The sequence below is a fragment of the Flavobacterium macacae genome (assembly GCF_003865365.1).
Lineage (GTDB): Bacteria > Bacteroidota > Bacteroidia > Flavobacteriales > Flavobacteriaceae > Flavobacterium > Flavobacterium macacae.
This window is the reverse complement of record NZ_RQVR01000021.1, coordinates 1-24,901: the sequence shown is the minus strand read 5'-3', so window position 1 is coordinate 24,901 and position 24,901 is coordinate 1. Positions and strand designations below refer to the sequence as shown.

The window sequence follows — 24,901 nt, the reverse complement described above, 5'->3', positions numbered from 1 at the left end:
TGCATCTTAAATTATTTATGATGAAAATTGAACAAATCCACAATTTCCATATTCCCGTGATGGGATTAGCTTTTACCATTGACAGCCCGATTCGTGTGGCGCAATTTGGCATCGACTCTGTAATTTCAATTGTTGATGACGAATTGATGGAAAAGATGAATGCTTTTTACAGCAAGAAATTCCAGATTCCTTATACCGAAATAACTACAAAACACTTTGACTATCGCGCCGAAAGAACCAAATCCTATTTGAATTTGGTCAGCACAATCGTGGAAGAAAAATACCATTCTTTCTGTACTGAGTTGGCTGAAAATAAGCAGTCTTTAGTTCATTTTTTAGAAATGTTGCCACAGAAATCAGCTCTAAAAAAGAGCTTTTCAGAATTGATTTCTAAAAATTCAGAATCTATCGAAAGCATTAAAAGTTTTATCTCAAAGCAACTTTCTCCTGGTTCCATTGATGTCAATATTATGACGAAAGTGGACAAAGCCAATTTCAATAAAAAGGAAGCACTTCCCATGATTTACAACGATGCACACGCGTCTTTGCGCGGTTTTGCGGAAAGCAATCTATCGTCTTCATTAGTACTGTCTGCCGGAATGAATCCGTCGTTATACAATTATATTTCAGAATTTAAACACTTTTTTCCAGATGAAAACGGAAATCTAAAAAAGAAAATCATCTTAAAAGTAAGCGATTTCCGTTCGGCGATGATTCAAGGAAATTACTTGGCCAAAAAAGGAATCTGGGTTTCTGAATACCGCATCGAATCGGGTTTGAATTGTGGCGGACACGCCTTTGCAACCGACGGACTTTTGCTTGGTCCTATTATGGAAGAATTTAAAAATAAAAAACAAGAACTGATTGATTCCGCCCACAAATTGATGGTTTCGGCGCTGACGCAAAAAGAATTGATCGTTCCAAAAGAAACGTTGCCATTAAAAATTACGGTTCAAGGTGGCGTTGGAACGGCTGAGGAACACGATTTTTTGATTGAAAATTACAATGCGGATTCTATTGGCTGGGGTTCGCCGTTTTTGTTGGTTCCTGAAGCGACTTCTACGGATTTGGAAACCCGAAAAATGTTGATAAAAGCGCAAGAAAATGATTTTTACCGAAGTGGCATTTCGCCTTTGGGCGTTCCATTTAATACGGTAAAAGGAACGACGAATGAAACCATTAAAAACCACAGAATTGATCTTGAAAAACCAGGAAGTTCGTGTCCCAAAAAACTGTTGGCGTTGAGCCGTGAATTCAGTGATGAAGGGATTTGCACGGCTTCCAGAAAATTACAGCAGTTTAAATTGCAAGAATTAGAAACCTTAAAAGAAACACTTTCTGCAGAAAGTTATGCGTCTCAAAAAGATAAAATTACGGAGAAAGCGTGCCTTTGCGTAGGTTTGGCCAACACGGCTTATCTTGAAAACCACATTGAAATAAAAGGCGAGAAGCAAGGTGTCGTGATTTGTCCCGGACCTAATTTGGCTTATTTTGACAAGGAAGTTTCGTTGCGGGAAATGGTACAGCACATTTATGGCTATGATTCTGTTTTGAGCGAAAATTATCGCCCTAATTTGTTTATAAAAGAACTGCAATTGTATGTCAATTACTTGCAAAAAGAAATGGCCGAAACCTCAGAAATTACTAAAAACAGTTTGAAAAAATGGACGCTTTTTAAAGCAAATCTTTTAGAAGGAATTAATTATTACGAAAAAATGTTCGCAGAAACGTCTTTTTTTACGAATCAAAAAGAGCTGGTTTTGAATCAGTTGGCCAATTATAAAGAAGAAATTATTTCGATAGAAATTCCTTCACAAGTAGTTGAAAATTAAAAATCAATATGACAATTATCATATTCTAAAGTGTTGATTACGATTACTTTTGAAATAAAAAATAAAGATTATGTCAAAGTCGCTTATTCAAAAATACAACGTCCCTGGACCAAGATACACCAGTTATCCAACGGTTCCTTACTGGGAAAATGAGGAGTTTCAATATGATTTGTGGATAAAAAGTTTCAAGAAATCTTTTTCCGAAAGCAATGCTTCTGAAGGAATCAGCCTTTACATTCATTTACCTTTTTGCGAAAGCCTTTGCACTTTTTGCGGTTGTTCGAAACGAATTACCAAAAACCACAGCGTGGAACAGCCTTATTTGCAAGCCGTATTGCAAGAGTGGAAATTGTATTGCAATGAAATGGACGAAAAACCGATTATCAAAGAAATTCATCTCGGTGGCGGAACGCCCACTTTTTTTTCCATCAAAAATTTGGAAGATTTATTAAACGGAATTTTAAAAACCGGAATAAAAGCGGAAAATTTTGAATTCAGTTTCGAAGGCCATCCAAACAATACGACTAAAGAACATTTGCAGAAATTATATGATTTGGGTTTCAGAAGAGTAAGTTTTGGCGTCCAGGATTATTCAGAAACGGTGCAAAAAGCGATTCATAGAATCCAGCCGTTTCAAAACGTGGCAAAAGTGACCTATTGGGCCAAAGAAATCGGATATACTTCTGTCGGACACGATTTGATTTTCGGACTTCCGTTTCAAACCATAGAAAATATTGTGGACACGATTGAAAAGACCAAATCGTTAAAACCAGACCGTTTGGCATTTTACAGTTATGCCCACACGCCGTGGATAAAGGGTAACGGACAGCGCGGTTACAAAGAAGAAGACATTCCGAAGGATGAAGAAAAGCGAAAGTTATACGAAGTTGGCAAGGCGCTTTTGAGTTCAAACGGGTACCATGAAATCGGGATGGATCATTTTGCCATCGATTCTGATTCGCTTTTTAAAGCTTCAAAAGAAGATAAATTACACCGAAATTTTATGGGTTACAGCCACTCAAAAACACAAATGATGATCGGTTTGGGCGTTTCCTCAATTAGCGATACGTGGTATGGTTTTGCCCAAAATGTTAAAGATTTAGACGATTATTACCAGTTGTTAGAGTGGGAGAAAATACCGGTTTTCAAGGGACATATTTTAAGCCAGGAAGATTTAAAAATCAGAAAGCACATTTTAAACTTGATGTGCCAATTTGAAACCACTTGGGAACATTCTGAAAATTATATGCCCGAAATCCTTTCGCAATTGCAAGAAATGGAAAACGACGGGCTCATCAAAATAGAAGAGAACAAACTAAAAGTAACCAAGTCAGGCAAGCCGTTTTTAAGAAATATCTGTATGGCTTTTGACCTTCGATTGAAAAGAAATGCGCCAAAAACCCAGCTGTTTTCGATGACCGTTTAAAAGGTTCACGCTTTAAGGTTATAGACTCAAGGAAAACAAGATTTTAAAAAAGAAAAGTCGCAAAGAATAAAACCTTTGCGACTTTTTATTTTATAGAAAAATACAATCAAAATACCCGCAAAGAAAACTGCGAAAACCAGCGTCATCCTAAATATCCGCGTCCAGAAACTCATAATTCATAACTCATAATTTACATACAATCCGGTGCCGATTTCACAAACAGACTCATAGTTCCAGGAGAAACAAAATCAATGCTCAATCCCAATCCCCTTAAAATAAATAAAGTGCCGATTACAACAGCCACAACCGGAATAATTTTTTGCAGTTTATTTCGGAAGCCCAAGCTTAAAAATCCGCCAAAATACACCGCCATGCTCATCAAAGGAATGGTGCCGAGGCCATACAAAACCATATACGCTACCCCTAAAGAAATCCCTTGCATGGCCAGGGCACCAAATAAAGCAACATACACCAACCCGCACGGCAGAAAGCCGTTCAGCAATCCAATCGTGAACAAAGCCTTGTTGCTTTTCTTCTTAAATTGATTTCCCAAAGCCGATTTGACCCTTGAAATCAAGCGGTAAACCGGCTTCGAAAAATTATATTTCATAAAAATCTTTTCTGGAACCAAAACGATGAAAATCATAAAAATCCCTACAAAAATGGACAATTGCTGTTGCATTCCGGCCAAATAGAAACTTTTGCCCAGCAAACCAAAAACCAGCCCTAAACTGCCATAAGCCGTCATCCTGCCCAAGTGGTACAGCAAAATCTGAAGCACTTTTTTGGCCTCACTGCTTCGGTCCACCGGCAGCATCATCGCAATCGGACCGCACATTCCCACGCAATGCAGGCTCGAAATCAGTCCGAAAAAAAGTGCAGAAAACAACATCTTATTTTGTGTCTATCGTCAGCTGTTCCTTGTTCAAATAGCCAACATTGTTATAATTCCAGTCTAAAATAATGTCCCAGCGACCGCCCGCCAGCTGACTTTTAGGTATGAGCAAATCATGAGAAGACAGTGAAATCTTGATTTCAAAGTCTAATTTCTGGTCAGACGGTCTGTAAAGGGACACTTTTCCTGTAATATTTTTAAAATCAAAATCTTTCGGAAACGAAATTTTCAAGAAGTTATCCTCTTGCAGAACCGTTACTTTTTCAGCCAAATTCTGCGCCAAATCTTCCTTTTCCAATTGCTTTTGCAAGCCCGTTTCATAGTTGTAATAATTTTCAATCACCAATTCATTATCATAATCCCGATCCGTCTGCACCAAGAAAACAAAGAACAAAATAAACGCCATAAACGTCCCAAAAGCAATCACAACTCCCGTTCCCCAACTTATCTTTTTCATATTTTTTTTATTTTGAAGCCAAACTTCTGGCTTAGTTTTAAACCATTTTCCCGCTTCTGGAACTCGCTTTAAACCTGTTTGGTTACAGGTTTAAGAGCTCAAGCAATTCCAGCATCGGGGCTATTCTCAAACTTTCCAGGCCTTTTTTAAACTTCAGTCCGCCAATCTTTGACTTCACAACAAAGTCCAAAAATCAGCTAATTAAAACTCCTCGGACCCAGAAAATTTGTTTTCTCTGTTTCAATCAAATCCTCGCCATTAAAAACACCTATCTTAATTTCGGTTTTATCACCCGCCAAATTATTCGGATGAATTTCAATAAACAGCGTTCCTTGTGACATTTCGCCTTTGGTAATCTTAAAATTTTCTTTTCCCACAGCTTTAATTTCCCCTTCGGGGTTCAGCAACTTAAAGTGGATATTCTCAAAATCGTGCACCGTTTTATTAACAATCTTATAGGTAAAGACGTTGCTGATGTTTTCGCCCTTGTGTTCAAATAATTGGCCGGGCAATCTTAAAACCGTGGCTTCCACATCATTTCTCAAAAACAGCAGTCCAATAAAAATTCCGGTTAAAATGAACATCACGGCGCTGTAACCTTTCATTCTCGGCGTGAACTCAAACGTCGCTTTTTTGGTAATTTCGTCTTCCGAGGCATATCGAATCAAGCCTTTCGGGAGATTTACTTTTTCCATTATCGCATCACATTCGTCAATACAGGCCGTGCAATTAATGCATTCCAGCTGTGTTCCGTTTCTGATGTCAATCCCCGTTGGGCAAACGCTCACGCATTGCTTGCAATCGATGCAATCGCCTTTGCCGGCAAGTTCACGATTTTCTTTTTTATCAAATTTTGCGCGTCCCATCTCTTTTTCGCCTCGCACGTGGTCATACGCCACAATAATGGATTTGTTGTCCAGCAAGACGCCCTGCAACCTTCCATACGGACACGCGATGATGCAAACCTGCTCGCGAAACCACGCATAAATAAAATAGAAAACGCCCGTAAAAATCAACAACGCAATGAAAGTACTCCAGTTTTGGTCCAACGGTTGTTCTATCAGTTGGATCAGTTCATCGCTTCCGATTAAATACGCCAGAAAAACATTCGCAATTATAAAGGAAATCACAAAAAACAGAAACCATTTCAAACAGCGTTTCTTGATTTTTTCAGCATCCCATTTTTGTTTTGCCAAACGCATTTGCGCCCCACGGTCGCCTTCAATCCAAAATTCAATTCTTCGGAAAACCATTTCCATAAAAATCGTCTGGGGACAAATCCATCCGCAGAAAATTCTTCCGAAAGCGACCGTAAATAAAGCGACAAACACCACACCAACCAACATCGAAATGACGAACAGGTAAAAATCTTGTGGCCAAAACGGAAATCCGAAAATATTGAACTTTCTTTCGATTACATTAAAAAGCAAGAACTGGTTACCATTGATTTTCAAGAATGGCGCAGAAATCAGAAACAGCAATAAAAAATAACTGACTTTTTTTCTGTTTTTATAAAATTTACCTTTCGGAATTTTGGGAAAAACCCAAAGCCTTTTCCCTTTTTCATCGACAGTTCCAATCACATCGCGAAAGGATTCATCTGGCATTTTTGACATAATTTTTGTTTTGCGTTACGGCTTAATTTTGGGCCACAACTTTTGCTTCTTCCGTTTTTGGCGTTTCTGTTTTTGGAGCAGATTCATCTACCCAAATATCGCCTTCAGCAGGTTTTGCATCCTTTGGATCCGTACCTTTCAATGATAAAACATAACTGGCTACTTGCTGGATTTCAGATGGTTTTAAAGTTCCTTTCCAGGCAACCATTCCTTTTCCATCACGTCCACCTTCGGTAATTGTGTGGAAAACATTTTTAATTCCGCCACCCAGAATCCAATTTTCATCGGTCAGGTTTGGACCAATTGATCCGCCACCATCTGGTCTGTGGCAGGCAATACAGTTGGTTTCAAAAACTTTTTTTCCAGAAGCCATATCTTCCGCTTCGGTCAATAACGTCACGGTTTCAAAATCAATCAAATCTTTAGCGGTTTTTTTATATTCTTCTACCGCTATTTTAGCTTCCGCCATTTCAATTTCAAATTCTTGCGTTTGATCTGGTTCGCCAAAAAGATGGTATTTTGCCATATAAACAAATCCGAATAGGATGCAGGCATAAAAAAGTTTTGTCCACCACGGTGGTAAATCGTTGTCTAATTCCTTGATTCCGTCATAGTCGTGATCTAATAAAAGCTGTCCTTCTTCTTCAATGGGTCTTGATTTTACAAACCATTTTTTGATTTTCAAATAGGTCTTGGTCTCCGTAATCGAAATGCTTTCTGCTTCTTCCAACTGCTTTCTTTGTTCGTCAGTGAGCAAATGGTAGGTCACGTTATCAATCGCGCTGACCACAATTTCTATGGCAATCAGCAGAAATAAAAATACCGCCAAGAACACTGAAATCATCGGATATTTTAAAAAAGCAGGTCGGTCGCCTGAGTCGATGAAATATTCCATCGCCATAAAGACGCTGAAGAATATCACGGGAACTCGCAGATAAACAGGAAATATTTTGTTCATAATCTTACTTTTTTAAGTTTTCAATTTCGTTTTCATTCTCAAAAGGAATGTGGCTCAATTCGGTAATTTTTTCTTTTCTGTATGTAAAGGTCCAGAGGTAGAGGCCTACGAAAAAGAAGAAGAAAATAAGCAGTGAAATGATCGGATAAATTTCTATTCCGGAAATCGTATCCATATTTTGTTTGATAAATTTTAGCACGGCAATTATTTTTTAGGTTGTGAATCTTTGACTTTGATATCGGTTCCCATTCGTTGCAGATATGCAATCATCGGGATGATTTCGCGTTGGTACATCGGGATAAATGTTTCTCCTTTTGTTTCCGAAGCTTTTTTGCTTTCTTCATACGTTTTCTTAAAATCAGGATCGGTATATAGATTTTTTTCTATCGAAAGCGCTTGGTTTTTTATCGCTTCTTGCGCATTGGCAATTTCTTCTTTTGTGTAAGGAACGCCTAATTTTACCATTACTTCCATCTTGGTTTGGATTTGAGAATAATCCATCGCTTCGTTGTCAAAGAGCCATTTGTAAGCCGGCATAATAGAACCCGCCGATGTGCTTCTTGGATCCCACATATGGTTGAAATGCCAGTTGTCAGAGTATTTTCCGCCGATTCTCATCAAGTCAGGCCCCGTTCTTTTTGAACCCCATAAAAACGGGTGGTCGTACACATATTCGCCTGATTTTGAGTATTCTCCATAACGTTCTACTTCAGAACGGAAAGGGCGGATCATCTGCGTATGGCAACCCACGCAACCTTCGCGGATGTATAAATCGCGACCTTCTAATTCTAATGGACTGTACGGTTTTACAACCGCTAAAGTTGGGATATTTGATTTCACCACAAGGGTTGGAACAATCTGAACAATTCCTCCGATAAGAACCGCAACAGTCGCTAAAATGGTAAGCTGGATCGGTCTTCTTTCTAGCCAAGGATGAAATTTTTCCCCTTTCACTCTTTTAGTAGTAATTTTTTGCAAAGCTGGAGCTTCCGCCAGTTCGTCTTCCACGGCATTTCCTTGTTTCACTGTTTTGACGATATTGTAAATCAAAACGATCAAACCGATCAAGTATAAAGTTCCCCCGATGGCTCTCATCCAATACATTGGCATAATTGAAGTTATGGTTTCTAAGAAGTTTCCATAAACTAAAGTTCCGTCTGGGTTAAATTGTTTCCACATTGACGCTTGCGCGAAACCAGCCACATACATTGGAAGCGTGTATAAAATGATTCCCAAAGTACCGATCCAGAAATGGAAGTTGGCCAACTTTGTTGAATATAAAGAGGTTTTAGTCATTCTAGGAATCAACCAATAAATCATACCAAAAGTCATAAATCCGTTCCAAGCCAAGGCACCAACGTGAACGTGGGCTACGATCCAATCGGTGAAATGCGCAATTGCATTTACGTTTTTCAAAGAAAGCATCGGACCTTCAAAAGTGGCCATTCCATAGCCTGTAATTGCGACCACAAAGAATTTCAGCACAGGCTCAGTCCTTACTTTGTCCCACACGCCACGAAGCGTCAAAAGTCCGTTGATCATACCACCCCAAGACGGCGCAATCAGCATAATTGAAAAGACAACCCCTAAATTTTGTGCCCAATCTGGCAAAGAAGAATATAATAAATGGTGAGGACCTGCCCAGATATAGATGAAAATCAGCGACCAAAAGTGAATAATGGAAAGACGGTAAGAATACACGGGGCGGTTCGCCACCTTTGGAACGAAATAATACATCAGCCCTAAGAACGGTGTCGTCAAGAAAAATGCAACCGCATTGTGGCCATACCACCATTGTACCAGCGCATCCTGAACTCCCGCATAAACCGAGTAGCTTTTCATGGCACTTACCGGCAAAACCAGGCTATTGAAAATATGAAGGATGGCAACCGTAATAAATGTGGCCAAATAAAACCAAATGGCAACATACAGGTGGCGCTCTCTTCTGCGTAAAATTGTTCCGATCATGTTGATACCGAAAACGACCCAAACTATTGCAATGGCAATGTCAATCGGCCATTCTAATTCGGCATATTCTTTGGATGAAGTGTATCCAAGAGGCAAAGAAATGGCTGCCGCAACGATGATAAATTGCCATGCCCAGAAGTTTATCTTACTCAAGACATCGCTGTACATTCTGGCTTTAAGCAAACGCTGCAGTGAATAATAAACTCCCGCAAAAATAGCATTTCCAACAAAGGCAAATATTACCGCATTAGTGTGCAGCGGTCTTAAACGGCCATAACTCAACCAGGAAATCCCGTCGGTTATGTTTGGAAAAAGATACATTGAAGCGATCAGAAGCCCGACAAGCATTCCGATGGCTCCCCAAAAGATACATGCGTAAAGAAAGTTCTTTACAATCTTGTTATCATAATAAAATTGTTGTTTTTCCATAATTAAATGATTACTGGATGATAGAAGAAATTGTTTTTAGTTAAGTTTTTGTTCTGTTTCGATTTTTGTTTTTTCTGATTTTGATTCTTTCAATTCATCATCAAAAAGCATTCGCACCGAAGGTGTATAGTCATCGTCATATTGTCCGCTCTTTACCGCTTTAACGAAAGCAAAAAAGAAACACAATGCCACGATGATGCTGATGGTTATTAATAAATAAATGATGCTCATACCCTTAATTTTATGTTAACAAATTTAGTATTGGCTGTATCCAAATTCTATGATATTTATCATATTCCAGCTTTTTTTGGGAGTATTTTTTTAGCAAAATAATTGCTTGCCAAAGTCACAAAACTGATAATCGTCACGGTGCTCAAAGGCATAATGATTGCCGCAACCAATGGCGATAATTTGCCACAAACCGCAAAACTCAATCCCACGACATTGTATAAAAGAGATAGCGTAAAACTCATCTTGATGATCCAGATTGCTTTTTTAGAGAGCTTCAAATAGCTGTGGATTTTGGTAAATTGAGCCGCATCTAAAATTCCGTCGCAAGCGGGAGAAAAAACGTTTACATTTTCTGAAATTGAAATCCCGACATTGCTTTGCGCCAAAGCTCCCGCATCGTTCAACCCGTCGCCGACCATCATCACGTTTTGCCCTTTTTCTTGAAGGTTTTTGATGAATTCTAATTTTTCTTCAGGTTTTTGGTTAAAGACCAATTCCGTGTTTTTTGGAAGCAATTTTTCCAAGATTTCTCTTTCGCCTTCATTGTCTCCCGAAAGAATTTTTATTTTATAATCACCGCTCAAGCTTTTGAATAAATTTTCTAAACCCGCTCGGTATTGATTGTCAAAAATGTATTTGCCGTAGTACTTTCCGTTGATCGAAATATGGACGGAAGTAGCGTTGGTATTATCTTTTTCAGAATGTTCCACAAAAGAAGAGGATCCAATTTTTATAAAATTGCCATCGCAGGTTCCTTGGATTCCTTTTCCCGTAATTTCTTCAAAATCAGTACTAATCTTATTTTCTAAAGAAGGCAAAAATTCATACAACCGTCTGCTTAACGGATGGTTGGATCCGCGAAGCACATTTTTAACAGCAATTAATTCTTTTGAAGAAAAATCTTTTCCGCTGTACATGATCTCTGATTTTTTATTGGTCGTGATCGTTCCCGTCTTGTCAAAAACAATGGTAGTTACTTTTTCCAACTGTTCAATTACGACAGCGTTTTTGAGGTATAATTTTTGGTTTCCCATAATTCTCAAAATATTACCCATCGTAAACGGCGCGGTCAGTGCCAACGCGCACGGACACGCCACAATCAAAACAGCGGTGAAAGAATTAAAGGCAATTGTGGTGTCAATGAAAATCCAATATCCAAAGGAAGCAAACGCAATTAAAAGCAATGCAGGCGTGAAATAACGGCTGATGGCATCAGTAATCGTTTTGTGTTTTTGGTCGACATTTTTCTGAAAAACCGCATTGCTCCACAATTGCGTCAGGTAACTTTGTGAAACCGAGTTTAAAACTTCCATTTCAATGACTTTGCCCAATTGTTTTCCACCGGCATAAATTTTATCGCCTGATTTTTTATGAATCGGGACGGCTTCCCCGGTTACAAAGCTGTAATCAATTTGGCAGTTTTCACTGATTAAAATGCCATCTACCGGAATCAATTCCTGGTTTCGAATCAGCAATCTGTCGCCTTTTTTTATATCGTAGACCGGAACTGAATTTTCTTCTTTTTGCGCATTTATTTGAGTTACCGCAATAGGGAAATAAGATTTAAAATCTCTTTCGAAAGAAAGAAAATTATAGGTTTTCTGCTGAAACATCTTGCCCAAAAGCATAAAGAAAACCAGTGCTGTCAAGCTGTCGAAGAAACCTTGGCCATATCCAAAAATGATATCCACAGCGCTTCGGATAAACATTACAATGATTCCCAAAGCAATTGGAATGTCGATATTGAACATTTTTGCCCGGATGCTTTTGTAAGCCGAAACGTAATAACCGCTGGCAGCATAAAAAAAGGAGGGAAGCGAAAGTGCAAAAATCAGCCATCTGAAAAAGCCACGATACTGATTGAGCCAAAATTCTTCGACCTCAAAATATTCGGGAAAAGACAAAAGCATTATGTTTCCAAAACAGAAAAAAGCAACACCGATTTTATAGGTCAGGCTTCGGTCGATTTTGGCTTTGGCGTTTTCATAATTATCTAAAGAAATGTAAGGTTCATAACCGATGGAACACAATAACAAGACGATTTCTTTCAGTGAAGTTTCTTCGGAATTGAAAATAATCCGCACTTTTTTCTCCGGAAAATTCACCTGCGAAATGCTTATTGCTTTTTGAAGCTTGTGTAGATTTTCCAAAATCCAAATGCACGAGCTGCAGTGAATATGAGGAATGTAAAGTGAAACAATCGTTGTCTTGTCTTCTTCAAAATCCAATAATTTTGCAATGATTTTTTCATTGTCTAAAAAGTCATATTTTCCATTGATTGCCTGCGGTGTCGCGCCCGGCATTTTTTCGAAATCATAATAAGAAGAAAGTCCGTTTTCGCTAAAAATCTCGTACACGGTTTTGCATCCGGCGCAGCAAAAAGATTTGCTGTCAAAGATGATTTCTTCTTTTTTTATAATATTCAATCCACAATGGAAACAGTTTTGTGTGTCCATAATTTGCTCATTTTACCTGATGCAAAGGTTGTGAACGGAACAAATTTAAAATATGATAATTGTCATACTTTTTATATAACTTTGCCAAATAAATATACTCCATTTATGAGCAAGTGTGAACAGTGTATCGTTCGGGAATTCAGCTCTTTAAAAGCATTGAATAAAGAAGAGCTTCTTAAAATTGCCAATTGCAAATCGTCTTATACGATTAAAAAAGGCGAACCCATTTTTGAAGAAGGCGAAAATGTCAACGGAATTTTTTGCATAAAAGACGGCGTCTGCAAGCTGTCAAAGTTAAGTGCCAACGGAAAAGACCAAATCGTAAAATTAGTTTCAAAAGGCGAATTATTAGGACAGCGTTCGATGATCAGCGACGAACCCGTAAACCTGAGCGCCGTGGCCTTGGAAGATATGGAAGTGTGCTTTATTCCGAAAAGTGAAATTATGGGGTTTTTCAATCAAAACAATACTTTTTCAATGAACGTAATGAAAAGCATTTGCGGCGATTTAAAAGAAGCGGACGACCATATGGTCAATATGGCTCAAAAGACTGTAAAAGAACGGCTTGCTGCAACGTTATTGTACCTGCAAGATTCTTACGGAACGAATGAAGACGGAAGTTTAAAAACCCAGTTGTCCCGGGAAGAAATCGGCAGCATGATTGGAACCGCGACCGAAAGCTGCATTCGTTTATTGTCTGACTTCAACAAAAACGGATTGATTGAATTGAAAGGAAAAAAGATTTTCTTGAAAGATGTACACGGCTTAAAAAGAGAAGCAAATTAATTTTAAATTATTACTGTCCCATACCTAAATTAACTTCTGATATTTATAGTAATCAAAGACAAACGTAAAATAATCCACAATATTTTATAACAATTAACCTGTTTTCCATACAGGATTTAACAAGAGCTATAGTCGATACTAAAGCTGGAAAACTTTAAGTGAGTCTGGTAATCGTCGTTTGCTGTAATTAATAAATTGTATAAAAGAACTGTATTAATATATAACAATTAGAAGGCAGCTCTGATCTATTTTTGCACTACATTGTTTGAGTGGTATTATACATGTGAAAATGTTTTTAAAAAAAGAGAAACTTGAACGTTTCTCTTTTTTTTTATGAGTACCTACATATTTGTAGTGATTACTTTGAAAATGCGATTTAACCACAAGCTACTCAAGGTTTGTTATGTGAAAGAAGCTTTAAAATTCCAGCTGTGACCAAAGCTCCAGCCACATAATAGGCCACTGTCATTGCCTTGACTTGGCTGTTTTTGGCAACCGGCCTGTCATCCAATCCCATTTTTGAAGGCAGGGCTACGGCACCTATTCCTGCTGCAAGTCCCAATGACAGTGCTTTTGTCCACATATTGGCATCCCCATTGCCGATCATGCTGTAATAGGCAGCATTGCTGGCTACATCTCCCGCGAGTGTTGCCTTGTAGAGTGCGTGAGGGCTTTCAATCTTGCTTCCAAAAAAGCCCATCACTTTCTGGAGCGCCTCTTCGCCTACAATATCAATTCGGGGCGTGTCTGCTTTTGTGTCTTTTAAGGATTCGTGTAGAATATTCAGAGCGATAGCACCGCCCAGTCCGGCTAGGAAATTTTTTGCATTCATAGTGTGTAGCTTTAATTTTTAATTGCAGGGTCAATTCAGTACTGCAGCCAACAAATTTGGCGTATCCTAAATTTAGGATTTTTTAACGGAATGATTTTTATACGATTTAGTTCTTTTTTTATATTAGAACAGATAAGGCCTACTGCAAATTACATTGCATTTTGAGATTAGTTACAATGATCATTTTGTCTCATGCAGATTGATGTCGTCAAGAGATGTTTCCTGGCTGAGATTATCCGACTTTTTAATTACGGTCATTTCTCCGTTAAGTTCCATGACTACGGCCCGGACATCTTTAATTCTTTCCATTCGATATTTTCTTATTTCGGCATAAATTTCTTCTTCTGTTATCAATTCTCGCTTCATGGCGTCTGTCAAAAACTTTCCGTTATAAAATAAAAGCGTCGGGGTAGAATTGATAGCTTTTTCCATAAATTTTGATTTTTTTGCTAAAAAAGCCAAGACGTATTGCAGTACGATAATGATGACCAAGGCAACAAGACCTTCTGAAACCGTAACTTTTAAAAGCATCATCGATGAAAGGGTAGAACCCAAGGTAACCGATACTACGAAATCAAAAGCATTTAATTTTGCCAAGGTGCGCTTGCCTGAAATTCTTATAAAAGCGAATAATACTAAAAAAGAAATTGTAGCGCAGGTAGCAATGTGGCCTAATGTTTCCCAATCCTTAAATAACAGTTCACTCATTTTCAAAGTATTTTAAATTAACATCTTGAAAGGAAGCAGAGCCATTCTGCTTAAACTTGTGCAAGTACAAGATAGTCAAAAACAAATTTCAAACTTTACAGCATTTTCACAATATTTTATATGCGTTCTTAACGAGCAATTCCACCAGCTTATTTTTTTGCAACATTTTTTTAATAGGGTATAAATATAATTAGGACACAGAGGTTTATCTTTGGATAGCAGCGAAGCATTATTTTACATAACAATTGATGGAAGAAAAAACGAACTCAGCCAAATTACAACATACAGCGATAATTGGTGCCGGCCCAAGTGGCCTATTCATGCTGAAGCGACTCTTGGAAAACGGGGATCCCCAACGTGTCATTTCTATATTTGAGAAAAAAAATGTATTGGGAGCAGGAATGCCTTATAGTGACGAAGGAGCCAATCGTGAGCATATTACCAATGTGTCAGCAAATGAAATTCCTGATTTGGTTACTTCAGTTGCCGACTGGCTAGAAACGGTGCCGTTAGAGGTACTAGATAGTTTTGGCATCCGCAGAAATCACTTCAATGAATATAAAGTTTTGCCCCGTTTATTGTTCGGGAAATATCTCGAGTCACAATTCGACCTGTTGCTTTTGGCAGCAGAACGTGCCGGAATTACAGTCAAGAGTTTTCTTGATTCAAAAGTTGTCAATATTGCGGATGATGAGCAAGAAAAGAAGACAACCGTTTTTTTAGAATCAGGCGAGAGTCACATTTTTGACAGCATAGTGATCTGCACGGGGCACAAATGGCCAAAAACAGGCGAAGGAAAAATAGAAGGCTATTATGATTCGCCTTATCCGCCAAAAAAGTTGCATTTTGGCGCTAACCACGCCGTTGCGATTAGAGGATCATCATTGACAGCCATTGATGCCATAAGGACATTATCCCGCAGCAATGGAAAATTCCATAAGAAGGCGGACGGAACGCTGCTCTTTGAAAAATCGCCAAAATATCCAAATTTTGAAATGGTGATGCATTCAAAAAACGGCTTGCTCCCGGCAGTACGATTTCATCTCGAGGATCCGCATCTGGGCAACAATTCTTTACTTACAGAAGAAGAAATCAAAACGCATATTGCAGAAAACAATGGATTTTTATCGTTGGATTTTATTTTTGAGAATGATTTCAAAAAAATATTATTGCAACGCGATCCTGAAGCCTACAAGAAGATTGAAAAAGCAACATTGGAGGAGTTTACAGATTTTGCAATGAACCAGAGGGAAGAAGCCGATGTATTTACTCTTTTCGAGAAGGAATATAAAGCTGCAGAACAATCAATTGAAAGGAAAGAGTCGATTTACTGGAAAGAGCTCTTGGCGATTTTGAGCTTTGAACTGAATTATCCGGCAAAATACCTCAGCGCAGAAGATATGCTTCGCCTTCAAAAATCACTTAAGCCACTCATTTCAGTAATAATTGCATTTGTTCCGCAAGCTTCCGCCGTGGAACTGCTTGCATTGCACGAGGCCGGTGCATTAAAGATTGTGGCAGTGGGGGAGAACAGCGAGATTATTCCAGGAGAGGAAAAAGGAATCACTTACCGATATTCAGATGAAGAAGGCAATCACGAACACTATTATGAAACCTTTGTGGACTGCATCGGCCAGCCCGCGCTTTCTTTTGATTCATTTCCTTTCCAGGGTTTAAAAGAAGGTACGGTAAGCAAGGCTTATTTGCAACTTAAAGATACTGAGGCGGGCCGAAGTGAATTAGCAAAGGGAAATAAAAAAGTCCACAAGCTGCAAAATGATTATTATATGGAAGTGCCAGGGCTGGCCATAAATGATGATTTCCAGGTAATTGGGGAAAATGGGCTGGCGAATGAAAGAATTTATATTATGGCGGTCCCGTATATCAGCGGTTACAATCCAGATTATTCAGGGCTTGACTTTTGCGAAGCAGCCTCAGAAAAGATTGCTGAAAGCCTGCTTGAAACTTTCAAGGAATATAGATAGTGCAGACAAGGCGGAAGCAATCCGAAAAAGACATTTGTCTATAAAATTTCCCATGCATTCGCCAACAGCTGAAAAATAACAACTTACCTATAATGTGGTCTTTCGAGCACTTTTCGGTCACTGCTTTAAATATAACATTCTTGAGTTTAACTGTAACCATTTAGCTGTCTGGCTGTCGTATATTTGAGAAACTTCCTTTGATGTGGTATTTGAAGGCAGCGATAAATTTGCTCAGCAAGGGAGTCCTCAAAAACTCCCTTGCTTTTTTAAAGGACATCACATCTTACTACTATGGAAAAGGAGAAACAGTTGCCTTATGGCTATCAAGAACGCGACATTCACGCAATTTTTAAATATCTGCAAGAGGGCTGTTGCAGAAGGCTGCTCTACCAGCTTCCCACTGGTGGCGGAAAAACAGTAATTTTTTCGGAGATTGCTCGGAGATACATCAATACTTCTGGAAAAAAAGTAGTAGTGCTGACCCACCGAAAAGAGCTGTGCGCGCAGACATCACGAACTTTATCCAAGTTGAAAATAAAAACGCTGATTGTTGATAGCAGTTTTTCCGGTATGGTTACAGATATGCATAAGTGCGTTGTGGCAATGGTAGAAACGCTTCGAAACAGGATGTCGGAAAAAAAAATAGGACTAGGCGATGTGGGGCTTGTGATTATTGACGAAGCGCATCACAACTCTTTCCGCAAGCTGCTAAAGTATTTTTCAAAAGCCCATGTTATCGGGGTAACGGCGACTCCGTATTCTTCAGATTCGAGCGAAAGCGTGGAATCGTTGATAGCTGCAGGCTACCTTGCCAAGCCACGAAACTGGCAGCCTGATGTGGAGCTGAATATACTTGAAGTGGGGCCAAATGGGGATTTTACAGTCAAGACTTCTGATGAACTCTATTCTTCAAATGCGATGCTGTCACTGCTTTTAGATTCCTACCAGAACTACGGTAAAGGTAAAAAGACGCTGATTTTCAATAATGGAGTCGCCACCTCTTTGCGGGTCTGCCAATTCTTAAATGAGCAGGGCATTGAAGCCCGGCATTTAGATCACAAGACACCTGCAACAGAAAGGGAAGAAATTTTACATTGGTTTAAAAAAACAAAAGGTGCTGTGCTGACATCGGTATCCATATTGACGACTGGTTTTGATGAGCCGAGCATACAATGTATACTGATAAATAGGGCTACCAATTCGCTGACGCTTTACCACCAGATGGTTGGCCGTGGCTCGAGAAGGCTGCCAACCAAAAGGACTTTTACGATCATAGATTTGGGCAACAACACAGAACGTTTTGGGAAGTGGGAAGCTGCCTTGGATTGGCGGCAGATATTTGAAAATCTTGTTGCGTTCCAAGAAACCATAGCGCAACGCACCGCGGGAGATTCCCATTTGATACCCTCTGAAATGCGTTCAAAATTCGGAAATAGCCTTGAAATAGCTTTTGACGTCATACAAGCCTATGATAACGCTATCGAAAGCGGATTGAAACCGCAGACCGTAATACGAGATTCTATAAGGCAGCATGCGAAAATTTGCATGGAGAATTCAGAAACGGCCAGCCAAGCGCTGGCATTATCGGAAATGCTGGAAAAAGAAATTATCTGGCGCATCAAGCAATACGCGGCCTGTATTGGAAAAGCTACAAAAAACTACCGGGATTGGTTGGCAGAAGACTACAAAAGAAGGCTTAGGGAGCTTATTGCCAGAATAGGCATCCGCCAAGCCAAATTAAGGAAAGCATCTTAATACAAGCTCCAACCAACCCCAGATATATAATGGTTTTGATTAAAGATCCTGCACTAAAACAGCTTGTATACGCCCACTACCACAAGTGCGAAAACGATATGTGCCAGGAATAATTGCAGGTAGTATTGGCCGACCTTAATTTTTGGTTTCTGATCCGTAAGTTTAAAAAGAAAAAACCATCCCGCAATGCCAATCATGCCACTTATTATACCAAAGATCAAACCGCAGAACCAAGTAGGATTCGCATAAGAAGAGCTCCAGATCCAATGGTAGCACGCTACGAATAGAAGTCCAAATAGGTAGTGCAGGAACCAACCAAACATGCTTTTTCTTCTCGGTTCGAGCGCTACGCTGGATCGCGAGGTCAAAATATTCAGCAACACCGGTTCCTTCCATAACTCCCTGAATGTTTCAGAAGCAAGGTAGCTGAAGGCGGTCATCGCTGAGGTTCCCGCAATTGTGGCCAGAAGTATTTTTACGGCTTCCATATTGTAATGTTTATTTAAAATTTCTGTTGTAAAAAGTTACCAAGAATTGGTTGCCGATTTTTAAAACCTAGGCGCACGACATTTATGCTTACTAACCTATATGTGTCTGTTATTTTATTTTCGATAGTATGTACCTTCTCCAATTTTTTAAATTTTTAACATTCAAGGATCCGGATACATCTGAACTCGAACACGGTCTCGCTAATTGTCTGAAGGGTAACTTAGTAAAAACGCCCCAGATTACTGGTCTGGGGCGTGGTTTCTATTTTTTTTCTTCGTTGTTCATCTTGTCTTCGAAATCTGGTGTTTCGCCATTAAATTTTTGAGTATCCGGATCATAGTTTTCATCATTTGTATTGACTTCCTCATGATCTTTGTACTGGTGCTTTCTGGTGTCGCTCCTGTGGTCGGCACTGCCATTTTTTGCATTATTCGGGTTGTGGCTTTTGTTGTCCATAATTTTAATTTTTAGTTTATATGAAAGTTAACAATAAGTGAGTCCGTTCTGTTATAGGATTACTTGAAAATTTTATACTGTACTCTCCTAAGAGGGTAGGTCTCTATAAACGAAGAGTACTTGAACTTCTGTCATCACTTCTATAAAATTGTCTAGAGTCCAGATTCCCTGCTCCAGATCCTGTGCTTGCCCATTGCGCCAATAAATTGATGAGCAAGATTTTCATTTTTCATTTCACTTGTAAAAATCCCATAGAGTTCTCGGTTGGCGTCGCTAAGCTTATGAATGAAGTTGGTATGGTTCAGCAGTTCTGTACCTTCTTTTTCTGCCGCTATAGGTTTGCAGTGCTTGTAGGCATCATTGAGAAATTCTATTGCTTTTTCTTCCTTGCGCAGCATTTCTGCACTTCCCTTTCCGGCAGGTACGAAAACAGAATCGAACAGTACGCTGGAAACGGTCAGGAGGTTATGGTCGATGGTAATTTGGCTTCCGTCGCTTGCAGTCAGCATCGTGGCATTGGTACCGATGATTTTGACAGTTGCACCTTTGCTGAGCAACGCTTTTTTCATGGAGGTAATGCTGTCAGCATCGACGCCGTCTGAACAGAGGAATGCCACTTTTCTGTATTCTATGGTATCTGTATTGTTTGGATTTTTTATCATGCTCAGGGTCGGGGAGAGCGCTACTGGCACCGCTGCCTGTTTAGGCTCATTTTCCATTCCCAAATCGTCTGCTCCAATTCCTTTGTTGATGGGACGTTCGATATTTTCAGGCACGGCAATGCCGAGTCCTTTGGCAACCTGTTTGGCCAACGGGTCGCTAACCATGCTTAGCAGGCCTACCATTCTGGTGCGTATCTCTGGAGTCTCAACTTTGCTCAGCTCAAATCGAAGCGCACTGATTAAATGGTTTTGTTCCGTCGGCGTCTGGCTGTCAAAGAAAAGCCTTGCTTGGCTGAAGTGGTCTGAAAAGCTAGAACTTCTCTCCCTGACCTTATTAGCATCGATGCGCTCGCTGTAGGTTGAAAACCCACCCTCCGCAATTTTGGCCTGGTAGGGGCAACCGCCTCCAAGGGAGTTCGGGAAATAGCTGGCGCGGCCCTTATTAATTTCCTGCCGCATCTGTCCGTCACGCTGGTTGTTATGCATCGGGCTGACAGACCTGTTGATAGGCAATTCGTGAAAATTTGGCGTACCCAGTCTGGAAAGCTGTGTATCGGTGTATGAAAATAGCCTGCCCTGCAATAAAGGATCGTTTGAAAAATCGATGCCCGGAACGATATGTCCAGGATGGAAGGCGACCTGTTCTGTCTCTGCAAAAAAATTGTCAGGATTTCGATCGAGAACCATCTTTCCGATTGGGATGACGGGTACCAGTTCCTCGGGAACCAGCTTGGTAGGATCGAGAAGGTCGAAATCAAAATTGTGCTCGTCTGACTCAGGAATCAGCTGTACGCCCAATTCCCATTCCGGAAAAGAGCCTGACTCGATAGCTTCCCACAAGTCGCGGCGGTGAAAGTCAGGATCATTGCCAGAAATTTTTACAGCTTCGTCCCAAACCACCGCATGGGTACCCAGTTTCGGTTTCCAGTGGAATTTTACGAAATGGGATTCCTCGTTTTTGTTGATGAATCTAAACGTGTGCACCCCAAAGCCTTCCATCATCCTGTAACTCCTCGGTATAGCGCGATCAGACATCGCCCACATCACCATGTGCATGGATTCAGGCATCAGCGATATAAAATCCCAGAAAGTATCATGGGCCGATGCAGCTTGGGGTATTTCATTATGTGGCTCTGGCTTGACGGCGTGGATGAGATCTGGAAATTTTGCAGCGTCTTGGATAAAGAATACCGGCACATTGTTCCCTACAAGGTCAAAAATGCCTTCCTCGGTATAAAACTTCACTGCAAATCCCCTGACATCCCTAGCAAGGTCAGTCGAGCCCCTAAAGCCAGCAACGGTTGAAAAGCGAGTAAAGACAGGAGTCTTTGCATCTGCATTTTGTAGAAAACCTGCTTTGGAATACTGAGCTGCATTTGGATACGCCTGAAAATAGCCGTGCGCTGCAGATCCTCGTGCGTGTACAATTCGTTCCGGAATGCGCTCATGGTCGAAATGGGTAATTTTTTCCCGAAGTATAAAATCTTCCAGCAACGAGGGCCCCCTTGATCCAGCCTTCAATGAATTGTTGTCGTCATTTATTTTTAGGCCCTGGTTTGTTGTTAAAAATTGGCCGCTTCCATCTTTCGTGTCCTTAGCAAGGTCTTGGATTTTTTTTGATCCTTCCTGCTGATCTTTCTTTTCAAGCATGACTTTATATTTTTAGTTACTACTATAAAATTCAGCATATTATATGCGATTCTTCTTATAGTATTATAATATTTTGTTGTATTTTATTTCGAGGATTTTTCTATAAAGATCTGGTTCTGAAATTCTTGTATTTACTGCTCCATTATCTTAGGACGAAACGTGCTGTCTTCCAAAATTTCTATGATAAAGAGATACAAGCGCTACAGATTTTGATTTCCAAAATAATTTTTTCTGGGTGGCAAGGCCAGCAATCAGCTCCAAGGATCCAAGACTACTTTTACGCAGCCGTCCTCACGTTTGTTGAATATGTCGTACGCATGTGCAATTTCTGAAAGCGGCAACCTGTGCGTGATGATGTCATCCAGCTTGACCTTGCCTTCCACAACGTAGCCCATCAGTTTGTCTATGTGCTTCTGAGCGGGAGCCTGGCCGCCCCGAATGGTAATTCCTTTGTCAAAAAATTGTCCGATCGGAAAATTATCATAGAGGTAGGGATATACCCCAAGCACCGATACGATGCCACCCCTGCGGACTGCACTCATACAGGCTTCCAGAACTTTTACGGACCCTTTTTCCAGATGGATGACGGCCTTTGCGCGATCCAGCAGGCTGCGGTCCGGCTCAAAACCGACAGCATCGATGCAGACGTCAGCACCCCTGCCTGAGGAAATGGCTCGCACTTGCTCGACAACTTCTTTTGCGCCGCTATCCCAAAGAATCGTTTCACATCCCGCTGTCTCGCGCGCCTTATCGAGGCGGTATTTTACAGTATCAATAATTACTACCCTAGCTGCACCCCGCAACCAGGCACTTTTTGCGGCCATAAGCCCGACCGGACCCGCGCCGAAGATGGCTACAATTTCACCGCCTTTAACTTGTCCCCAATCCACTCCAGTGTAACCGGTAGGAAAAATATCAGTCAGAAAAAGTACCTGTTCGTCAGTTAATCCCTCTGGAACGATCCTTGGCCCGAAATTAGCATACGGGACACGAACATATTGTGCCTGGCCCCCGTCATAGCCTCCATACAAGTCGGTATATCCAAAAAGCGCTCCACCTTTTTCTGTCAGCACGCCTCCCTCGGGTCCGTAATGATCTGGATTGCTATTTTCACAATGTCCGGGAAGCTCGTGATTGCAAAAGTAACAGCCACCGCAGGCTATAGGAAAAGGCACAACCACCCTGTCACCGACCTTCACGCTGGTTACTCCTTTTCCGACTTCTTCCACAATCCCCATAAATTCATGCCCTAGGACCATCGGCCTGGGCTGGGGAATTCCTCCTGAAAAGATATGCAGGTCAGATCCGCAGATGGCCGTGGAAGTAACCTTTATAATAATATCGTCCGTCTCCTTTAGGATCGGATCCTCTACCGTATCATAAGCGATCGATCCTGCACCGTGTATAACTGCTGCTTTCATATGTGTTGTTTTAATTAGTAATTTTTAGGTGTTGAATGGAATATAGGCCAGCCTGATTTGAAAATGTCCGATTTCTGCATGGCATTCGTTTTGCCATTTTATGATTGCTCTCATCGGATGATTTCAAAATATCGTTATCTCGATTTGTTTTCCTTTACATACCATCTCTCATACATATCATCTCTCAAAATCAGAATCACAATTAACTACCACCTATAATGGAATTTAAACTATCTATAGGCTGAAATGATAGGCGAAGATGATTTCAAAACTGGCACAAACCTTTGGTTGCTTTTATTTTTGGATTATTTAAAGTTACCAAATCAATTTCTTGGAAATATTATAAGATTTTTAAGAAATTTTACAAAATTGTTGAGGCTTGCATAATGAAGTAAGTGCTTTTAATTCTTTGCTCTATAGAGTTTTACCACCTACATATCGTCTTACTATTTAGACATGTAACGGCTCCACTTGTGGAAAGCCTGTTTATTTCAAGTGACAGGAGGGATTATTCAAGAGACTTCAGAAAATGGATGATGCCTTACTGATGCATGCATCTGACTTTCGAGGTTAGTGCATCCCAAATTTTACAGGTAGGGAATATGCGGAAAGTATAGCCACAGAGGAGGTGGATAGGATGAACTGTGTGAAAATACAAGTTTTTTCCATTATGCACACACGAGCGATAGCGAACTGACGAAGTAAATTTTTCAAATACAGAACAACTTCAAATTCATCCCAATTTTCAAATCTCTTGCAACAGCTTTTATATACTATCTATTTTCTAAATCTGATCTTCTCAATAAATCTTTTTGTCTGACTTATATGAGACGTAAATACTGATGCCAAATATCGTTTCAATTAAACCACCTGTAAAGGCGGAGGCAAAAATACTAGCATGCATAAAAAACAAAGCGTAAGCAGCTAAAATTAAAACAGCTCCCAAAAGCCAATACGTACGCATGCCATAGATGCTAGCAAAATTTAAATATCGCCCCCCAATTATCATCAACATTCCTTGGAAAAACCATTCAACTTTTATTAATGATAACCCATAAGCTAATGGAATACAAACAATCATCCATATAGTTCCTTCCATCGCAAGTTTTCCAAGAGCATTATTTTTATCATGCTCTCCCTTGATTCCAATTAGTTTGCCGATTAGAGTTCCTATTGGAAATATAAACATTCCTCCAATTATCAAAGCCCATATTCCTTTTTCAGGAGAATAAAAATTCACTATTAAACTAGAAATTATCCAGATTACTCCTGAAACTAAAATACCAATTGAGCCATAGCCATAGCCATTCTCATATCATTTTGAGCATCTTGTAAATTATTCATCTTTATTATTTTTGATTTACAATCTTAAGTCTGCGTTTCACTTGCATATAACGTCAGTCTGTGAAAAAAACTTCGTTTTTAATACTTCCAAATATAAAAAACTATTGGTATATAAAAACAGGAATATTCTTATTTTTAAAGAGGCAACACAGTACCAGAATTCCCTGTAACCAAATGACTTTTTTCAGTTTAGAACAGCACATTGCAACTCATAAGCCCTTCCGTTTCATTGATGCCTTTGTGGCCGAACAACCACCCCAATTTAACGGGATCAGCTGAAATGTTGTTACCATTAAATACATAGCATAAAAAAATATGGTTAATATGATTACGATTAAACTAGAAACCCAAAGAGATACAAGTAATGATTTATTTGACATAGGTTCATTTTTTGTCATTTTTTGGTGCATTTCACACAACGTTTTTCAGCTTGGCGAAGTGGCAGAAATCGAAACACAAAACTTCAACTCTACACAAATATTGAACCGAAGAACAACTGTTGAATTTAGCACTAGACCCGCCATTTTGCCAAACTGATGTTGAAT

At 39.8% G+C, this 24,901-nt stretch carries 21 protein-coding genes; 6 read left to right on the top strand and 15 right to left on the bottom strand.

Annotation, left to right across the window (positions count from 1 at the left end):
- Positions 1–17: 17 nt before the first annotated feature.
- The gene (locus EG849_RS14000; RefSeq protein WP_125013832.1) at positions 18–1,832 is read left to right on the top strand and encodes a hypothetical protein; all 1,815 of its coding nucleotides are present in this window, start codon (positions 18–20) and stop codon (positions 1,830–1,832) included.
- A 70-nt stretch (positions 1,833–1,902) separates the two neighbouring features.
- Positions 1,903–3,258, top strand: coding sequence for an oxygen-independent coproporphyrinogen III oxidase (hemN, locus tag EG849_RS13995; RefSeq protein ID WP_125013830.1), 1,356 nt, complete (start codon positions 1,903–1,905; stop codon positions 3,256–3,258).
- 190 nt (positions 3,259–3,448) lie between these two features.
- Here hemN and EG849_RS13990 read toward each other — a convergent pair whose 3' ends face one another.
- From EG849_RS13990 to EG849_RS13955, 8 genes are all read right to left on the bottom strand, one after another.
- The gene (locus EG849_RS13990; protein WP_125013828.1) at positions 3,449–4,150 is read right to left on the bottom strand and encodes a sulfite exporter TauE/SafE family protein; all 702 of its coding nucleotides are present in this window, start codon (positions 4,148–4,150) and stop codon (positions 3,449–3,451) included.
- Between the two features lies 1 nt (position 4,151).
- Complete coding sequence (locus EG849_RS13985) at positions 4,152–4,610, bottom strand: FixH family protein (protein WP_125013826.1); 459 nt, start codon at positions 4,608–4,610, stop codon at positions 4,152–4,154.
- A 197-nt stretch (positions 4,611–4,807) separates the two neighbouring features.
- Complete coding sequence (gene ccoG, locus EG849_RS13980; RefSeq protein WP_125013824.1) at positions 4,808–6,226, bottom strand: cytochrome c oxidase accessory protein CcoG; 1,419 nt, start codon at positions 6,224–6,226, stop codon at positions 4,808–4,810.
- Positions 6,227–6,248: 22 nt separating this feature from the next.
- A complete protein-coding gene (locus tag EG849_RS13975; RefSeq protein ID WP_125013822.1) occupies positions 6,249–7,184 on the bottom strand; it encodes a cbb3-type cytochrome c oxidase N-terminal domain-containing protein in 936 nt (311 codons plus the stop codon).
- Positions 7,185–7,188: 4 nt separating this feature from the next.
- Positions 7,189–7,383 (bottom strand): CcoQ/FixQ family Cbb3-type cytochrome c oxidase assembly chaperone, encoded by a 195-nt coding sequence (locus tag EG849_RS13970; RefSeq protein WP_125013820.1) that lies wholly within the window; start codon positions 7,381–7,383, stop codon positions 7,189–7,191.
- Between the two features lie 5 nt (positions 7,384–7,388).
- Positions 7,389–9,581 carry a cytochrome-c oxidase, cbb3-type subunit I gene (gene ccoN, locus EG849_RS13965; RefSeq protein ID WP_125013817.1) on the bottom strand — a complete coding sequence of 731 codons (2,193 nt, stop codon included), beginning with the start codon at positions 9,579–9,581 and terminating at the stop codon, positions 7,389–7,391.
- Positions 9,582–9,617: 36 nt separating this feature from the next.
- Positions 9,618–9,812: a cbb3-type cytochrome oxidase assembly protein CcoS gene (gene ccoS, locus EG849_RS13960; RefSeq protein ID WP_125013815.1), complete on the bottom strand. Its 195-nt coding sequence runs from the start codon at positions 9,810–9,812 to the stop codon at positions 9,618–9,620.
- Positions 9,813–9,871: 59 nt separating this feature from the next.
- Positions 9,872–12,268: a heavy metal translocating P-type ATPase gene (locus EG849_RS13955; protein ID WP_125013813.1), complete on the bottom strand. Its 2,397-nt coding sequence runs from the start codon at positions 12,266–12,268 to the stop codon at positions 9,872–9,874.
- Between the two features lie 105 nt (positions 12,269–12,373).
- Between EG849_RS13955 and EG849_RS13950 the strand changes: the two genes are divergently transcribed.
- Complete coding sequence (locus EG849_RS13950) at positions 12,374–13,054, top strand: Crp/Fnr family transcriptional regulator (RefSeq protein WP_125013811.1); 681 nt, start codon at positions 12,374–12,376, stop codon at positions 13,052–13,054.
- Between the two features lie 391 nt (positions 13,055–13,445).
- Here the strand turns inward: EG849_RS13950 and EG849_RS13945 are convergent, their stop codons facing one another.
- A complete protein-coding gene (locus EG849_RS13945) occupies positions 13,446–13,886 on the bottom strand; it encodes a hypothetical protein (RefSeq protein WP_125013809.1) in 441 nt (146 codons plus the stop codon).
- A 180-nt stretch (positions 13,887–14,066) separates the two neighbouring features.
- Positions 14,067–14,594, bottom strand: coding sequence for a DUF421 domain-containing protein (locus EG849_RS13940; RefSeq protein ID WP_125013807.1), 528 nt, complete (start codon positions 14,592–14,594; stop codon positions 14,067–14,069).
- A gap of 248 nt (positions 14,595–14,842) precedes the next feature.
- Here EG849_RS13940 and EG849_RS13935 point away from each other — a divergent pair, with 248 nt between their 5' ends.
- Positions 14,843–16,579, top strand: coding sequence for an FAD/NAD(P)-binding protein (locus tag EG849_RS13935; protein ID WP_125013805.1), 1,737 nt, complete (start codon positions 14,843–14,845; stop codon positions 16,577–16,579).
- Between the two features lie 291 nt (positions 16,580–16,870).
- Positions 16,871–18,334, top strand: a complete 1,464-nt coding sequence (locus EG849_RS13930; protein ID WP_125013803.1) for a DEAD/DEAH box helicase — start codon at positions 16,871–16,873, stop codon at positions 18,332–18,334.
- 53 nt (positions 18,335–18,387) lie between these two features.
- Here the strand turns inward: EG849_RS13930 and EG849_RS13925 are convergent, their stop codons facing one another.
- The 5 genes from EG849_RS13925 to EG849_RS13905 form a co-directional block, all read right to left on the bottom strand.
- Positions 18,388–18,822, bottom strand: a complete 435-nt coding sequence (locus tag EG849_RS13925) for a hypothetical protein (RefSeq protein WP_125013801.1) — start codon at positions 18,820–18,822, stop codon at positions 18,388–18,390.
- Between the two features lie 262 nt (positions 18,823–19,084).
- Positions 19,085–19,279: a hypothetical protein gene (locus EG849_RS13920; protein ID WP_125013799.1), complete on the bottom strand. Its 195-nt coding sequence runs from the start codon at positions 19,277–19,279 to the stop codon at positions 19,085–19,087.
- A 152-nt stretch (positions 19,280–19,431) separates the two neighbouring features.
- Positions 19,432–21,591 carry a catalase gene (locus tag EG849_RS13915; RefSeq protein WP_125013797.1) on the bottom strand — a complete coding sequence of 720 codons (2,160 nt, stop codon included), beginning with the start codon at positions 21,589–21,591 and terminating at the stop codon, positions 19,432–19,434.
- Positions 21,592–21,842: 251 nt separating this feature from the next.
- The gene (locus tag EG849_RS13910) at positions 21,843–23,012 is read right to left on the bottom strand and encodes a zinc-dependent alcohol dehydrogenase (protein WP_125013795.1); all 1,170 of its coding nucleotides are present in this window, start codon (positions 23,010–23,012) and stop codon (positions 21,843–21,845) included.
- 799 nt (positions 23,013–23,811) lie between these two features.
- A complete protein-coding gene (locus EG849_RS13905) occupies positions 23,812–24,252 on the bottom strand; it encodes a DUF7010 family protein (RefSeq protein WP_199732329.1) in 441 nt (146 codons plus the stop codon).
- Between the two features lie 428 nt (positions 24,253–24,680).
- On the opposite strand from EG849_RS13905, the gene EG849_RS15525 reads away from it, so the two are divergent.
- Positions 24,681–24,893: a hypothetical protein gene (locus EG849_RS15525; RefSeq protein WP_148096066.1), complete on the top strand. Its 213-nt coding sequence runs from the start codon at positions 24,681–24,683 to the stop codon at positions 24,891–24,893.
- Positions 24,894–24,901 lie beyond the last annotated feature (8 nt).

Coding starts and splice junctions, on each gene's coding strand:
- EG849_RS14000 (WP_125013832.1), top strand. CDS start 18: ATGATGAAAATTGAACAAATCCACAATTTCCATATTCCCGTGATGGGA.
- ccoG (WP_125013824.1), bottom strand. CDS start 6,226: ATGTCAAAAATGCCAGATGAATCCTTTCGCGATGTGATTGGAACTGTC.
- EG849_RS13955 (WP_125013813.1), bottom strand. CDS start 12,268: ATGGACACACAAAACTGTTTCCATTGTGGATTGAATATTATAAAAAAA.
- ccoS (WP_125013815.1), bottom strand. CDS start 9,812: ATGAGCATCATTTATTTATTAATAACCATCAGCATCATCGTGGCATTG.
- EG849_RS13915 (WP_125013797.1), bottom strand. CDS start 21,591: ATGCTTGAAAAGAAAGATCAGCAGGAAGGATCAAAAAAAATCCAAGAC.
- EG849_RS13990 (WP_125013828.1), bottom strand. CDS start 4,150: ATGTTGTTTTCTGCACTTTTTTTCGGACTGATTTCGAGCCTGCATTGC.
- EG849_RS13945 (WP_125013809.1), bottom strand. CDS start 13,886: ATGAATGCAAAAAATTTCCTAGCCGGACTGGGCGGTGCTATCGCTCTG.
- EG849_RS13940 (WP_125013807.1), bottom strand. CDS start 14,594: ATGAGTGAACTGTTATTTAAGGATTGGGAAACATTAGGCCACATTGCT.
- EG849_RS13910 (WP_125013795.1), bottom strand. CDS start 23,012: ATGAAAGCAGCAGTTATACACGGTGCAGGATCGATCGCTTATGATACG.
- EG849_RS13985 (WP_125013826.1), bottom strand. CDS start 4,610: ATGAAAAAGATAAGTTGGGGAACGGGAGTTGTGATTGCTTTTGGGACG.
- EG849_RS13975 (WP_125013822.1), bottom strand. CDS start 7,184: ATGAACAAAATATTTCCTGTTTATCTGCGAGTTCCCGTGATATTCTTC.
- EG849_RS13930 (WP_125013803.1), top strand. CDS start 16,871: ATGGAAAAGGAGAAACAGTTGCCTTATGGCTATCAAGAACGCGACATT.
- EG849_RS13950 (WP_125013811.1), top strand. CDS start 12,374: ATGAGCAAGTGTGAACAGTGTATCGTTCGGGAATTCAGCTCTTTAAAA.
- EG849_RS13920 (WP_125013799.1), bottom strand. CDS start 19,279: ATGGACAACAAAAGCCACAACCCGAATAATGCAAAAAATGGCAGTGCC.
- EG849_RS15525 (WP_148096066.1), top strand. CDS start 24,681: ATGATTACGATTAAACTAGAAACCCAAAGAGATACAAGTAATGATTTA.
- hemN (WP_125013830.1), top strand. CDS start 1,903: ATGTCAAAGTCGCTTATTCAAAAATACAACGTCCCTGGACCAAGATAC.
- EG849_RS13925 (WP_125013801.1), bottom strand. CDS start 18,822: ATGGAAGCCGTAAAAATACTTCTGGCCACAATTGCGGGAACCTCAGCG.
- EG849_RS13935 (WP_125013805.1), top strand. CDS start 14,843: ATGGAAGAAAAAACGAACTCAGCCAAATTACAACATACAGCGATAATT.
- ccoN (WP_125013817.1), bottom strand. CDS start 9,581: ATGGAAAAACAACAATTTTATTATGATAACAAGATTGTAAAGAACTTT.